Source organism: Pseudomonas sp. Yb2C2, assembly GCF_052112325.1.
In the GTDB taxonomy this organism is placed as follows: Bacteria; Pseudomonadota; Gammaproteobacteria; order Pseudomonadales; family Pseudomonadaceae; genus Aquipseudomonas; species Aquipseudomonas marginalis.
Genome location: NZ_JAVAJK010000006.1, coordinates 288,589 through 301,152, shown reverse-complemented (window position 1 = coordinate 301,152; position 12,564 = coordinate 288,589). Strand labels below are relative to the sequence as shown.

Here is a 12,564-nt window from a genome sequence, read left to right as displayed (position 1 = left end):
ATGGGCGTTAGTAACCCGAGTTTAGCCTTGCTCCCAACGATGAAAAGACGATAGTTTTTGCGTCGAGCTCAAAAATTTTTGATGAATCGAGACATCGATGCTGCGTGAATTGAAGACCTTTATTGCGGTAACGCGCCACGGGACGTTTGCGTCAGCGGGCATGCATATCGGGCTGACGCAGTCAGCGGTGAGTGCCCAGATTCGTCAGTTGGAGCAAGCGCTGGGCGTGCAGCTGTTCGACCGCACCGGCCGCCAGGCCACCCTGAATGCCGCCGGTTTGCGCGCATTACCCTTGGCCAAGGAGATTCTGGAGACCTTCAACCGCATGGCGGTGCCGGTGAATACCAATGAATACCGGGGTGAGTTGAAAGTCGGTGCTATCACTACGGCTCAAACCGGTTTGCTGCCCCAGGCGCTGGTGCGCTTGCGCCAGGCCGCGCCAACGGTTGAGTGCAAGTTGGTGCCTGGTGTCTCCCTGGAGCTGTTGAACCAGGTCGACGCTGGAGAGTTGGATTCGGCAATCATCATTCGACCGCCCTTCGACCTGCCCAAGGAGTTGTATGTGCAGGTGCTGCGCAAGGAGCCGTTCGTGTTGGTCGTGCCGAACACATTGGTGGGCGACGACCCTTTGCACCTACTCAACACCCAGCCCCATGTGCGCTATGACCGTGCTTCGTTTGGCGGCCGACTCGTAAGCCGGTTTCTGCGCGAGCAGAAGCTTGAGGTGCAAGTGGCGCTGGAGCTGGATGAACTCGAAGCCATCGTCAGGATGGTGGAGTGTGGCCTGGGCGTATCGTTGATTCCAAAGGCAGGCTTGTGGCTGGAGCGCTCGCCCCAAGTAAGAATAATCCCGCTGGGCAAGCTGACTTTTTTCCGCGAGATCATCCTGCTGGGCCGCTACAGCCAACGTCACCTGCCGGTACCACAACTGTTTGCCCGCTGCCTGCTGGCCGATCCAAGCCTGTAACATGCGTTCCCATTGCCGCCCGTCACGGAGCCCCACGTGCCTGTTCTAGATGAAATCGATCGCCAGTTGATCGCCGCCTTGCAGATCAACGCCCGCGAAAGCGTGGCCATGCTTGCCCGGCAGTTGGGCATTGCGCGCACCACTGTGACGTCGCGCCTTGCGCGCCTGGAGAAAACCCAGGTGATCACCGGTTATGGTGTGCGCCTGGGTCAACGCGTGGCAGATGGCGGCTTGCAGGCCTATGTGGGGATCACCGTGCAACCGCGCTCGGGCAAAGAAGTGCTGCGCAGGCTGAGCGCCATGGCCCAGGTTCAACAATTGTGCGCGGTCAGCGGCGAGTTCGATTACGTGGCTTGGTTGCGCACCGATTCGCCGGAACAGCTCGATCAATTACTGGACCAGATCGGCAGTGTCGATGGCGTGGAGAAAACCACCACATCGATCATCCTCAGTAACAAATTGGATCGCGGCCAACCAATCTGACCACCTAATTCGTCACTATGACTAAAAACAATTCATTCCGACGACACTTTGCGTCTTATTAACGAACGCAACGCTCCCTAAACTGGCTGCCATCTTTTCCTATACTCAGCGGGTCACTTCCCGCCGAGTCGTCAGCAAGGGCCCGCCATGAGCATTCCGTCCAGCACTATCAGCAAGACCCATCGCCACCCTGCCGACGGTAAAAAACCCATCACCATCTTTGGCCCGGATTTCCCGTTCGCCTTCGATGACTGGATCGAACACCCCGCCGGACTCGGCAGTATCCCCGCCGCCAATCATGGCGCCGAAGTGGCCATCGTCGGCGCCGGTATCGCCGGGCTGGTCGCCGCCTACGAGCTGATGAAGCTGGGCCTCAAGCCCGTGGTGTATGAGGCCTCGAAGATGGGCGGCCGTTTGCGTTCCCAGGCCTTCGAAGGCGCCGAAGGTATCATCGCCGAGTTGGGCGGCATGCGTTTTCCGGTGTCCTCTACCGCGTTCTATCACTACGTCGACAAGCTGGGTCTGGAAACCAAACCCTTCCCCAACCCGCTGACGCCGGCTTCCGGCAGTACGGTGATCGATCTCGAAGGCCAGACCCACTACGCACAAAAGCTGTCCGATCTGCCTGCGTTGTTCCAGGAAGTGGCTGACGCCTGGGCCGACGCCCTGGAAGCCGGCTCGCAGTTCGGCGATATCCAGCAAGCCATCCGCGACCGTGATGTGCCGCGCCTCAAAGCGCTGTGGAACAAGTTGGTGCCCTTGTGGGACGACCGCACCTTCTACGACTTCGTAGCCACCTCCAAGGCCTTCGCCAAGTTGTCGTTCCACCACCGCGAGGTGTTTGGCCAGGTAGGTTTCGGCACCGGTGGCTGGGACTCGGATTTCCCCAACTCCATGCTGGAAATATTCCGCGTGGTCATGACCAACTGTGACGATCACCAGCACCTGGTGGTCGGCGGCGTAGCCCAGGTGCCGATGGGCATCTGGCGCCATGTGCCGGAGCGTTGCGCCCATTGGCCCGCCGGTACCAGCCTGAGCTCGCTGCACCGCGGTGCACCACGGGCCGGGGTAAAACGCATCGCCCATGCTGCCGATGGCCGTTTCGCGGTGACCGACAACTACGGCGATACCCGCGAATACGCGGCCGTGCTCACCACCTGCCAAAGCTGGCTGCTGACCACCCAGATCGAGTGCGATGAAACACTGTTCTCGCAAAAGATGTGGATGGCCCTCGACCGCACGCGCTACATGCAATCGTCAAAGACCTTCGTGATGGTCGACCGCCCGTTCTGGAAAGACAAAGACCCGGAGACCGGCCGCGACCTGATGAGCATGACCCTCACCGATCGCCTCACGCGCGGCACTTACCTTTTCGACAACGGCGACGACAAGCCAGGGGTGATCTGCCTGTCGTACTCGTGGATGAGCGACGCGCTGAAAATGCTCCCGCAGCCCATCGACAAACGGGTGAAACTGGCGCTGGACGCCTTGAACAAGATCTACCCGAAAGTCGACATCAAGGCGCGCATCATCGGCGACCCGATCACCGTGTCCTGGGAAGCCGACCCGCATTTCCTCGGGGCCTTCAAAGGCGCGCTGCCGGGTCACTACCGCTACAACCAACGTATGTATGCGCACTTCATGCAGAAGGACATGCCCGCTGAACAGCGTGGGATTTTTATCGCCGGTGACGACGTGTCCTGGACTCCAGCATGGGTGGAGGGCGCGGTACAAACCTCATTGAACGCGGTGTGGGGCATCATGACCCACTTTGGTGGCAGCACTCACCCCGAGAACCCGGGGCCGGGTGATGTGTTCGATGAGATCGGGCCGATTGCCCTGGCTGACTAAGGAGTTGAACATGCGCGTCGCCCTGTACCAATGCCCACCGCTGCCGCTGGATGTCGCAGGCAACCTCAAGCGTCTGCACCAACTGGCGCATGAAGCGTCCGGTGCCGATGTGCTGGTGCTGCCGGAGATGTTCCTCACCGGTTACAACATCGGTGCCGAAGCCGTGGGTGCCTTGGCCGAAGCCCAGGACGGGGAGTCTGCCCAAGCCGTTGCCGAAATCGCGCAGAGCGCCGGGCTGGCGATTCTGTACGGCTACCCGGAGCGGGTCGAAGACGGGCAGATCTACAACGCCGTGCAGTTGATCGACGCCCACGGCCAGCGCCTGTGCAACTACCGCAAGACCCATCTGTTCGGCGATCTGGATCACTCGATGTTCAGTGCCGGCGACGATGATTTCCCGCTGGCGGAACTCAACGGATGGAAGTTGGGGTTCCTGATCTGCTATGACCTGGAGTTCCCGGAAAACACCCGACGCCTGGCCCTGGCCGGTGCCGAGCTGATCCTGGTGCCCACCGCCAATATGGTGCCGTTCGACTTCGTCGCCGATGTCACCGTGCGGGCGCGGGCCTTCGAGAACCAGTGCTACGTGGCCTACGCCAATTACTGCGGGCACGAAGGCGATATCCAGTACTGCGGGCAAAGCAGCATTGCCGCACCAGATGGCCAGCGAATCGCCCAGGCCGGCCTGGATGAAGCCTTGATTGTCGGGACAGTGGACCGGCAATCGATCCTCGACGCCCGCGCCGCCAACCATTACCTGCAAGACCGGCGTCCCGAGCTTTACGGCCCGCTGTACAAGCCCTGACTGAATGGGTTTGTTAGCATAGGCACTTGCCCGTTCTGGAAGTGCCCATGCCCGCCCCGGCCCACCTTTATCCCGTTCACCTGACCCTGGCCAATGGCCTGCGGGTTTCCCTGCGCCATGCACCGCGCTTAAAACGTTGCGCGGCGGCGCTGCGGGTGGCTGCCGGTAGCCACGACGTGCCGTTGGCCTGGCCGGGGCTGGCGCATTTTCTTGAGCATTTGTTGTTTCTGGGAACCGAGCGATTTCCTGCAGGCGAAGGGCTGATGGCCTACGTGCAGCGCCACGGCGGCCAAGTGAATGCAAGCACCCGTGAACGCACCACGGACTTCTTCTTTGAACTACCGGTTTCAGTCTATGCGCACGGGCTGGAGCGACTGGCGGACATGCTGACCCATCCGCGCCTGACCCTGGAAGATCAACGGCGCGAGCGCGAAGTGCTGCACGCCGAGTACGTCGCCTGGTCCCAGGATGCCAAGGCACAGCAGCAGGTGGCGCTGCTAGAAGGCTTGGCAGCGGATCATCCACTGCGCGGCTTTCACGCGGGCAACCGCGACAGCCTGCCGGTGGAGCGCGAGGCGTTTCAGCAAGCACTGCGGGAATTCCACACGCATTTCTATCAGAGCGGGCAGATGACATTGAGCCTCGCCGGCCCGCAACCGCTGCAAGAACTGGAAGCCCTGGCGCAGCGTTTCAGCGCGCAACTGATCGCTGGCCCCTTGCATCCGCAGGCCTCACCACCGGCCTTGATGCAAGGCCAGGCTCGGCGCTATCAATACATCGACAACAACCACTTGCACCACGTCATCACCTGTGACGCGCCCCGTGAAGCCCTGGATTTCCTCTGCACCTGGCTCAATGCCTCTGCGCCGGGCGGGCTGCTCGCCGAGTTGAAAACCCGACACTTGGCCAGCGCCCTGCAGGCATCGGTGCTGTACCACTTCGCCGGTCAAGCCGTGCTGGACATCGACTTTACACTCGACAGCAAGGACGAACCGCCCACACACATTGAGACGCTGCTGCACGACTGGCTGAGCTTTTTCGCTCACAGCGATTGGACGCCACTGCGCGAAGAGTTCGCCCTGCTGAACGCTCGCCAACAACAGGTCCAGGGCGCCCTGGCATTGGCTCGAAACGACAGCGAAGACCTCAGTGAACAGGGCGTCGCCGCGCTCAAGGCCCTGCTTGATTCACTGCATTTGCCGCCCGCCGAACACCGTTGGCAACTGCCCCCGAACAACCCGTTCCTGCGCCCACCGGTCAAAGAAGAACGCGCCGGCCTGATCCGTGGCCAAACCAGCGCTCACCGAGGCTTGCGCACGTTTGCCCAGGATCGTTCACGGGGGCGAAGGGACGTATCGGCGCTGACCTTCAGCCAGGCCTTGGCGGATGACGGCGATGAAGGCGCGCTGTACGTGCAGTGGCGCTTCGACGCGCCAGCGCCTGCCGGGCTGGAAAACACCTTGCAGCCATTGCGTGAGCATGCGCGCCAGGCGGGCGTCGAATTATCGTTCGAAGCCACCGGCAATGAGTGGCGGATGAAAATGATAGGACTGCACGAGCCGATGCCGGCCGTGCTGGAGGCGTTGGCGCAACACCTCAACCTGCCGCAGGAAACTGCCCCGGCACCTGCGCCCATGATCGCTATCCGGGAACTGCTCCAGGCCCTGCCCACGTGCTGCGCCACCGGTCATGCCGACGCCAGCGAACAGCCTGGATCCTGGGCCACTGCCCGCTGGCACGGCCTGGGGCTGAGTCTGCCCGCCGCATGTGAAACGTTGATAAAGGCCGCCGCCGCCCGTCTGCCTGGGCAACCTGCACACTTCGAACCGTCTCTTCAACACCTCGGTGGTCAACGTGTGTGGCATACGGTTAAAACCCACTCAACCGAAGCCGCCGTGCTGCTGTTTTGCCCGGCACCCAGCCAATCCCTGGCCGATGAAGCCTCATGGCTGCTGCTTGGGCACCTGCTCCAAGGGCCGTTCTACCAACGCCTGAGGGTCGAGTTGCAATTGGGCTACGCCGTATTCAGCGGTGTCCGACAGATCAACGGGCAAACCGGCCTGCTGTTGGGTGTGCAATCACCCAGCGTTTCACTGGCAGGTATCGTCGATCACCTGCAAACCTTCCTGAAACACCTACCGGTGTTGATCGACGGCAGCGTTGACGTGGGCAATCACGCCTTGGCACAGCAGTTCTGCGCCGCGACGTTACCGATCACCCAAAGCGCCGAACTGCTTTGGCACGCGCGCCTGGCGGGCCATCCGTCGGATTATCTGTACCGGCTTCAACAGCTGATCCAGGCCCGCACACGGGAGGACCTGCAACACGCGGCCCAACAGCTGCAGGACGCGACCGGCGGCTGGCGCTGCATCGCCAACGGCCCACCTGTCGACGAGAGCTGGCAACCGGCGAGCTGATCATTGCCAACCCTGCAACAGGCTTTTTCCACCAAGACAGCGCTAACTTGAGAAGAATTGCGTAACATTCCCACGCACACATCTGAACATCTCCGACTGGAGGTGGACTATATGTATTACTTGGTAGTAAACGTCCCATCCCTTCGTAGGAGTAAGAATATGACCTGGTCCAAACCTGCTTACACTGATCTGCGTATCGGCTTCGAAGTCACCATGTACTTCGCCAGCCGCTAAGCCGCTGGGTAATACAACGCCTCGGTTCGCCCGGGGCGTTTTTGTTTTGAGCTTTGCTTGATGGAGCGGCCATGTTTGTCCAGATTCTAGGTTCCGCCGCTGGCGGCGGCTTCCCGCAGTGGAACTGCAACTGCGTGAACTGCGCAGGTTTTCGTGACGGCAGCCTGCGGGCGCAGGCGCGGACCCAGTCGTCCATCGCCATTTCCGACGATGGCGTGAACTGGGTACTGTGCAATGCCTCACCGGATATCCGCGCGCAACTCCAGGGTTTTGCGCCGATGCAGCCCGGCCGCGCACTGCGCGACACCGGCATCAGTGCCATCATCCTGATGGACAGCCAGATCGACCACACCACCGGCCTGTTGAGCCTGCGCGAAGGTTGCCCGCACCAGGTGTGGTGCACCGACATGGTCCATGAAGACCTGAGCACCGGCTTCCCGCTGTTCACCATGCTCACCCACTGGAACGGCGGCCTGGCCTGGAACCGCATCGAGCTGGATGCCAGCTTCACCATCCCGGCCTGCCCCAACCTGCGCTTCACCCCGTTGCCCCTGCGTAGCGCCGCCCCACCGTACTCGCCGCACCGCTTCGACCCGCACCCAGGCGATAACATCGGCCTGATCGTCGAAGACCTGCGCACCGGCGGCAAACTGTTCTACGCCCCGGGCCTGGGCAAGGTCGACGCGCCGTTGCTGGAGATCATGGCCGGCAGCGATTGCCTGCTGGTGGACGGTACGATGTGGGACGACGATGAAATGCAGCGCCGTGGCGTCGGCACCCGCACCGGCCGCGAGATGGGCCACCTGGCGCAAAATGGCCCCGGCGGCATGCTCGAAGTGCTGGAGCAGTTGCCCAAGCCGCGCAAGGTGCTTATCCACATCAACAACACCAACCCGATCCTCGATGAAGATTCTCCAGAGCGCGCGGAACTGGTGCGGCGCAATGTCGAAGTCGCTTACGACGGCATGAGCATCGAACTGTAGGAGCGGGCTTGCCCGCGAAAAACCCAAGGGCACCGTGCTCATTCAGAACGCCCACGTCATCGTTAACGACCTTCGCGAGCAAGCTCGCTCCTACAGGAGACCTCTTATGACTGATAGACCGATGAACACCGCCGAATTCGAAGCCGCCTTGCGGGCCAAAGGCGCCTTCTACCATATCCATCACCCGTACCACGTGGCGATGTATGAAGGCCGTGCCACCCGCGAGCAGATCCAGGGCTGGGTCGCCAACCGTTTCTATTACCAGGTGAACATCCCGCTGAAAGACGCGGCGATCCTGGCCAACTGCCCGGACCGCGAGATCCGTCGCGAGTGGATTCAGCGCCTGCTCGACCACGATGGCGCACCGGGGGAGGACGGCGGTATCGAAGCCTGGCTGCGTTTGGGCCAAGCGGTCGGCCTCGACCCCGACCAGTTGCGCTCCCAGGAACTGGTATTGCCCGGCGTACGCTTTGCGGTAGACGCCTACGTCAACTTTGCGCGCCGCGCCAGCTGGCAGGAAGCCGCCAGCAGCTCGCTCACCGAGCTGTTCGCGCCGCAGATCCACCAGTCGCGCCTCGACAGCTGGCCGCAGCACTACCCGTGGATCGACCCCACCGGCTACGAATATTTCCGCACCCGCCTGGGCCAGGCGCGGCGCGACGTGGAGCATGGGCTGGCAATCACCTTGCAGCACTACACCACCCGAGAAGGCCAGGAGCGCATGCTGGAAATCCTCCAGTTCAAACTCGACATCCTGTGGAGCATGCTGGATGCCATGAGCATGGCCTACGAACTGAAACGCCCGCCGTATCACAGCGTGACCGAGCAGCGGGTGTGGCATAAAGGGATCACCCTATGAGCTTTGATCGCAGCAGAAAACCGACCTGGCGCCAGGGCTACCGTTACCAGTACGAACCCGCGCAAAAAGGCCATGTGTTGCTCTACCCCGAAGGCATGATCAAGCTCAACGACAGCGCCGCGCTGATTGGTGGCCTGATTGACGGTGAGCGCGACGTGGCGGCGATCATTACCGCCCTCGAAGAACAGTTCCCCGGCGTACCTGAGCTGGGTGACGACATCGAGCAATTCATGGAGGTCGCCCGTGCTGAGCACTGGATCACCCTTGCCTGAAAAACCCGCCATCGGCCTGCCGCTGTGGTTGCTCGCCGAGCTGACCTATCGCTGCCCGCTGCAATGCCCGTATTGCTCCAACCCGCTGGACTTTGCCGAGCAGGGCAAGGAGCTGAGCACCGAGCAGTGGATCAAGGTATTTCGTGAGGCCCGTGAGATGGGCGCGGCGCAGTTGGGGTTTTCCGGCGGTGAGCCGCTGGTGCGCCAGGACCTCGCCGAGTTGATCGCCGAGGCGCGCAAGCTGGGGTTCTACACCAACCTGATCACCTCGGGCATCGGCCTGACCGAGCAGAAGATCAGCGACTTCAAGAAAGCCGGCCTGGACCATATCCAGATCAGCTTCCAGGCCAGCGACGAACAGGTGAACAACCTGCTGGCCGGTTCGAAAAAAGCCTTTGCGCAAAAACTGGAAATGGCCCGCGCCGTGAAGGCGCATGGCTACCCGATGGTGCTGAACTTCGTCACCCATCGGCACAATATCGACAAGATCGACCGCATCATCGAGCTGTGTATTGCGCTGGAGGCGGATTTTGTCGAGCTTGCCACCTGCCAGTTCTATGGCTGGGCACAACTCAATCGCGTGGGTTTATTGCCGACGAAGGAACAACTGGTGCGCGCCGAACGCATCACCAACGAATACCGTGCCAAGCTCGAAGCCGAAGGCCATCCGTGCAAGCTGATCTTCGTGACACCGGACTACTACGAGGAGCGCCCGAAGGCCTGTATGAACGGCTGGGGCAGTATCTTTCTGACCGTGACGCCAGACGGCACTGCCCTGCCCTGCCACGGCGCCCGACAAATGCCGGTGCAGTTTCCCAATGTGCGCGACCACAGCATGCAGCACATCTGGTACGACTCTTTCGGGTTCAACCGCTTTCGCGGCTACGACTGGATGCCCGAGCCGTGTCGTTCGTGCGATGAAAAGGAAAAGGATTTCGGTGGCTGCCGTTGCCAGGCCTTCATGCTCACGGGGGATGCGAGCAATGCCGACCCGGTGTGCAGCAAGTCCGAGCAGCACGGCATCATCCTCAAGGCGCGGGAAGAAGCCGAGCACGCTACCCAGACCATCGAGCAACTGGCCTTTCGCAATGAGCGCAATTCACGGCTCATCGCAAAAGGCTGACGGGCTCAGCGCTTGGCGATGATGTATACGGCGTGAATGATGCCTGGGAAGTAACCGCACAAGGTCAGCAGAATATTCAGCCAGAACGCGCCAGCGAAACCCACTTGCAGGAACACACCCAGTGGCGGCAGCAGAATGGCGATGATGATACGAATGATGTCCATGGGTCAGCTCCAGAAAATCGGCTCGTGTGAGCCGTGTAGCTAATCGACCTTGGGCGTTCGTGAGGGTTCAGTGGGATCTGGCACCGGGCCATCCTTCAGGCCAGAATTTCTAACCCATGCTTTTGCACGATGCTAAGAAGTTTGAGCGCCATGCCGCTGGGTTGCTTCTCGCCAGATTCCCATTTCTTCACCGTGGAGGCGCTGGTATTCAGGTAACGAGCAAACACCGGTTGGCTGACATGGCTACTTTCACGTAGCTGCTTGATCTGTTCGGCAGGGATTTGCGCCGGGATCTTTGCAAGGCATGCCTCGTCGAACTCACGAAGAGTAGTTTTGTTGATGGCGCCAATTGCATAAAGCGCTTTGGCAGATTGGTGAACAGACTCAAGAATTTCGCTTTCATATTTTTTGGTCATGGTGCATCTCCACAAATTCCCCACTATCCAGAAGGTGTTGAACCTGTACCTCGTTTAACCCTTCATAAACCTTAGCCAGTGCTCGCAACGCGCTGAGTTCCTTATGGCTGATATTGCTTCGCCTCTGCTTGTCAAAAAGAGAGTTATAAACCCAGTAATGCCTGCCCTTGGCCAAGACAATAGATCGATGTCGGTTCTCTTTGAGGCGTTTCTTCCAGACACCACCTCCCAAATTGTCAGCTTGCCCCCTGAGCAATTGGCCGAACGCCTCCCTCAACTCCGAATCACAGATCCACGCCTTTCTGGCCGCCTCAGCAAAATTCCTGGTTTTAAACAACCTAAGCCTCATGGATATCCCTTCCCATAAACATACCACCCAGTGGCATAGATTAGAAGTGGAGCAACCAATGCTCCGTCGACAGTCCTTATCGACGCACGCTAAAAAGCCATTGTTTTCACAGGCGATCAATCAACGCTTTCAATCCAAAAATTTCACACGCAAAAAAACGCCCCCAGCCGAAAAAATCAGGCTGGAGGCGCCGCGTATACCGCGAGACGGTTCAGGAATGTGGGTTAAACGGCGATGCCCTTGCGGCATTGCAACTGGGCGGTGCGCACCCGGGAAAAAGCGCGGGCCAGGCGCAGGAGCATTTCGTCGATGTTGCTTTTGCTCACCGTAAGCGCCGGGGTGAAGCGCAGGCAGTCAGGTTGCGGGGCGTTGAGGATCAGGCCTTCGTGCAGGGCGGCTTTTACCACTGCATCTGCAGAATCATCCGCCAACGTCAGGCCCCACATCAGGCCGTGGCCGCGCAATTGGCCCTGGTCGTAGCGGTAGGCCAGTCGGGCAAGGCCTTCGCCCAGGTAAAGGCCGGATTCACGTACGTGTTCCAGGAAGCCGTGCTCCAGCACCGTATCGAGTACCGCCTGCCCGGCCGATGCCATCAATGCGTTGCCATGATGGGTACCTTCCAGCTCACCCACGCCGAAGCAACAGGCGTTGCCGCGCGCCAGCAGCGCAGCCAATGGCACGCCGCCGCCCAGGCCTTTGCCGAGGGTGATGATGTCGGCTCGCACGCCGTATTGCTGTTCGGCAAGCAAGGTGCCGCAACGGCCAAGGCCGGTTTGTACTTCGTCGAGGATCAGCAGGATCCCCAGTTCGCGGCACAGCCGTTCAACCCCCTTGAGGTAATGCTCCGTCGCGGGGATCACACCGGCCTCGCTCTGGACCGGCTCCAGCAGGATGGCGACTGTCTGTGCATCGACCGCTGCATGCAGGGCCGGCAGATCGTTGAACGGCACATGGCTGAAGCCGGGCAATTGCGGTTCAAAGCGGTTTTCCAGCGCTCCCCCCGACGCCGCCAGTGCCGCGAAACTGCGACCATGGCAACCATTGCTCGCACTGATAATGCGATAGGCCCCGCCGCGATGCAGTTGGCCCCACTTGCGCGCCAGCTTGATCGCCGCTTCGCAGGCCTCGGCGCCACTGTTGAGCAGGTAGGCCTGGTCGCTGCCGGTACGATGGCACAGGCGGTCGACAAGATTGAGTTGAGCGCGGTTATGCAGACCCAGGCCTGGATTGATCAGGGCCTGGGTCTGGTCGGCAAGGGCTTTGATCAAGACCTGCGGGCTGTGGCCGAGGCTGTTGGCAGCGTTGCCCTGGCTGAAATCCAGGTAGGCACGCTCGTCGCTGTCCCACAGCCACGAGCCCTGGCCACGTACGAATACCTGACGCGGCCTCGCCACGGTGGGCATCAGCGCCTCACTGGACAGCGTATCGGGTGAAGCCTCCAGCAGCAGGTCGTCCAGGCTGGGCACGGGGCGACGCATATTGAAGAGATTCACAGCTTGCCCCCAGTGGCAACCGGGCCTTGGTCGGTTTTCCCTGCAATCACTGTCTGCGGGTGTGTTGCCTTGCCTATGTAAACGCCATCAACATAAACGCTGTTCATTGCCCGATCCGGCCCTGTAAGCCCTGCGAATAGGCGCTAGA

General features: G+C 60.7%; 14 protein-coding genes. 10 read left to right on the top strand and 4 right to left on the bottom strand.

Features of this window, described 5'->3' with window-relative positions; genetic code table 11:
* Positions 1-97: 97 nt before the first annotated feature.
* The 10 genes from Q8X51_RS11160 to pqqE all read left to right on the top strand — a co-directional run bounded on the left by Q8X51_RS11160 (position 98) and on the right by pqqE (position 9,994).
* Positions 98-967, top strand: coding sequence for a LysR family transcriptional regulator (locus tag Q8X51_RS11160; RefSeq protein ID WP_065925400.1), 870 nt, complete (start codon positions 98-100; stop codon positions 965-967).
* A gap of 36 nt (positions 968-1,003) precedes the next feature.
* Positions 1,004-1,450, top strand: coding sequence for an Lrp/AsnC family transcriptional regulator (locus tag Q8X51_RS11155; RefSeq protein WP_032883895.1), 447 nt, complete (start codon positions 1,004-1,006; stop codon positions 1,448-1,450).
* Between the two features lie 168 nt (positions 1,451-1,618).
* Positions 1,619-3,301 (top strand): flavin monoamine oxidase family protein, encoded by a 1,683-nt coding sequence (locus tag Q8X51_RS11150; RefSeq protein WP_065925505.1) that lies wholly within the window; start codon positions 1,619-1,621, stop codon positions 3,299-3,301.
* 10 nt (positions 3,302-3,311) lie between these two features.
* Entirely contained in the window at positions 3,312-4,106 is a 795-nt protein-coding gene (locus tag Q8X51_RS11145) for a carbon-nitrogen hydrolase family protein (protein WP_407693637.1), read from the top strand.
* 47 nt (positions 4,107-4,153) lie between these two features.
* A complete protein-coding gene (pqqF, locus tag Q8X51_RS11140) occupies positions 4,154-6,523 on the top strand; it encodes a pyrroloquinoline quinone biosynthesis protein PqqF (protein WP_407693638.1) in 2,370 nt (789 codons plus the stop codon).
* 159 nt (positions 6,524-6,682) lie between these two features.
* Positions 6,683-6,757: a pyrroloquinoline quinone precursor peptide PqqA gene (gene pqqA, locus Q8X51_RS11135; RefSeq protein ID WP_003194766.1), complete on the top strand. Its 75-nt coding sequence runs from the start codon at positions 6,683-6,685 to the stop codon at positions 6,755-6,757.
* Between the two features lie 71 nt (positions 6,758-6,828).
* The gene (gene pqqB, locus Q8X51_RS11130; RefSeq protein WP_323146723.1) at positions 6,829-7,740 is read left to right on the top strand and encodes a pyrroloquinoline quinone biosynthesis protein PqqB; all 912 of its coding nucleotides are present in this window, start codon (positions 6,829-6,831) and stop codon (positions 7,738-7,740) included.
* Between the two features lie 106 nt (positions 7,741-7,846).
* Positions 7,847-8,599 carry a pyrroloquinoline-quinone synthase PqqC gene (pqqC, locus tag Q8X51_RS11125; RefSeq protein ID WP_065925403.1) on the top strand — a complete coding sequence of 251 codons (753 nt, stop codon included), beginning with the start codon at positions 7,847-7,849 and terminating at the stop codon, positions 8,597-8,599.
* Positions 8,596-8,871, top strand: a complete 276-nt coding sequence (pqqD, locus tag Q8X51_RS11120; protein WP_065925404.1) for a pyrroloquinoline quinone biosynthesis peptide chaperone PqqD — start codon at positions 8,596-8,598, stop codon at positions 8,869-8,871. The genes pqqC and pqqD overlap by 4 nt, the downstream gene beginning before the upstream one ends.
* A complete protein-coding gene (gene pqqE / locus Q8X51_RS11115) occupies positions 8,864-9,994 on the top strand; it encodes a pyrroloquinoline quinone biosynthesis protein PqqE (protein WP_065938222.1) in 1,131 nt (376 codons plus the stop codon). Before pqqD ends, pqqE begins: the two co-directional genes overlap by 8 nt.
* A 5-nt stretch (positions 9,995-9,999) precedes the next feature.
* On the opposite strand, the gene Q8X51_RS11110 is transcribed toward pqqE, so the two are convergent.
* The 4 genes from Q8X51_RS11110 to Q8X51_RS11095 form a co-directional block, all read right to left on the bottom strand.
* Positions 10,000-10,158, bottom strand: a complete 159-nt coding sequence (locus tag Q8X51_RS11110) for a YqaE/Pmp3 family membrane protein (protein WP_010207008.1) — start codon at positions 10,156-10,158, stop codon at positions 10,000-10,002.
* Positions 10,159-10,253: 95 nt separating this feature from the next.
* Positions 10,254-10,574, bottom strand: coding sequence for a helix-turn-helix domain-containing protein (locus tag Q8X51_RS11105; RefSeq protein ID WP_065925406.1), 321 nt, complete (start codon positions 10,572-10,574; stop codon positions 10,254-10,256).
* The gene (locus Q8X51_RS11100; RefSeq protein ID WP_074847776.1) at positions 10,558-10,923 is read right to left on the bottom strand and encodes a type II toxin-antitoxin system RelE/ParE family toxin; all 366 of its coding nucleotides are present in this window, start codon (positions 10,921-10,923) and stop codon (positions 10,558-10,560) included. The genes Q8X51_RS11105 and Q8X51_RS11100 overlap by 17 nt, the downstream gene beginning before the upstream one ends.
* Positions 10,924-11,147: 224 nt before the next feature.
* A complete protein-coding gene (locus tag Q8X51_RS11095; protein ID WP_407693639.1) occupies positions 11,148-12,416 on the bottom strand; it encodes an aspartate aminotransferase family protein in 1,269 nt (422 codons plus the stop codon).
* Between the last annotated feature and the right edge of the window lie 148 nt (positions 12,417-12,564).

Coding starts and splice junctions, on each gene's coding strand:
- Q8X51_RS11160 (WP_065925400.1), top strand. CDS start 98: ATGCTGCGTGAATTGAAGACCTTTATTGCGGTAACGCGCCACGGGACG.
- Q8X51_RS11145 (WP_407693637.1), top strand. CDS start 3,312: ATGCGCGTCGCCCTGTACCAATGCCCACCGCTGCCGCTGGATGTCGCA.
- pqqF (WP_407693638.1), top strand. CDS start 4,154: ATGCCCGCCCCGGCCCACCTTTATCCCGTTCACCTGACCCTGGCCAAT.
- pqqB (WP_323146723.1), top strand. CDS start 6,829: ATGTTTGTCCAGATTCTAGGTTCCGCCGCTGGCGGCGGCTTCCCGCAG.
- pqqC (WP_065925403.1), top strand. CDS start 7,847: ATGACTGATAGACCGATGAACACCGCCGAATTCGAAGCCGCCTTGCGG.
- pqqD (WP_065925404.1), top strand. CDS start 8,596: ATGAGCTTTGATCGCAGCAGAAAACCGACCTGGCGCCAGGGCTACCGT.
- Q8X51_RS11110 (WP_010207008.1), bottom strand. CDS start 10,158: ATGGACATCATTCGTATCATCATCGCCATTCTGCTGCCGCCACTGGGT.
- Q8X51_RS11105 (WP_065925406.1), bottom strand. CDS start 10,574: ATGACCAAAAAATATGAAAGCGAAATTCTTGAGTCTGTTCACCAATCT.
- Q8X51_RS11100 (WP_074847776.1), bottom strand. CDS start 10,923: ATGAGGCTTAGGTTGTTTAAAACCAGGAATTTTGCTGAGGCGGCCAGA.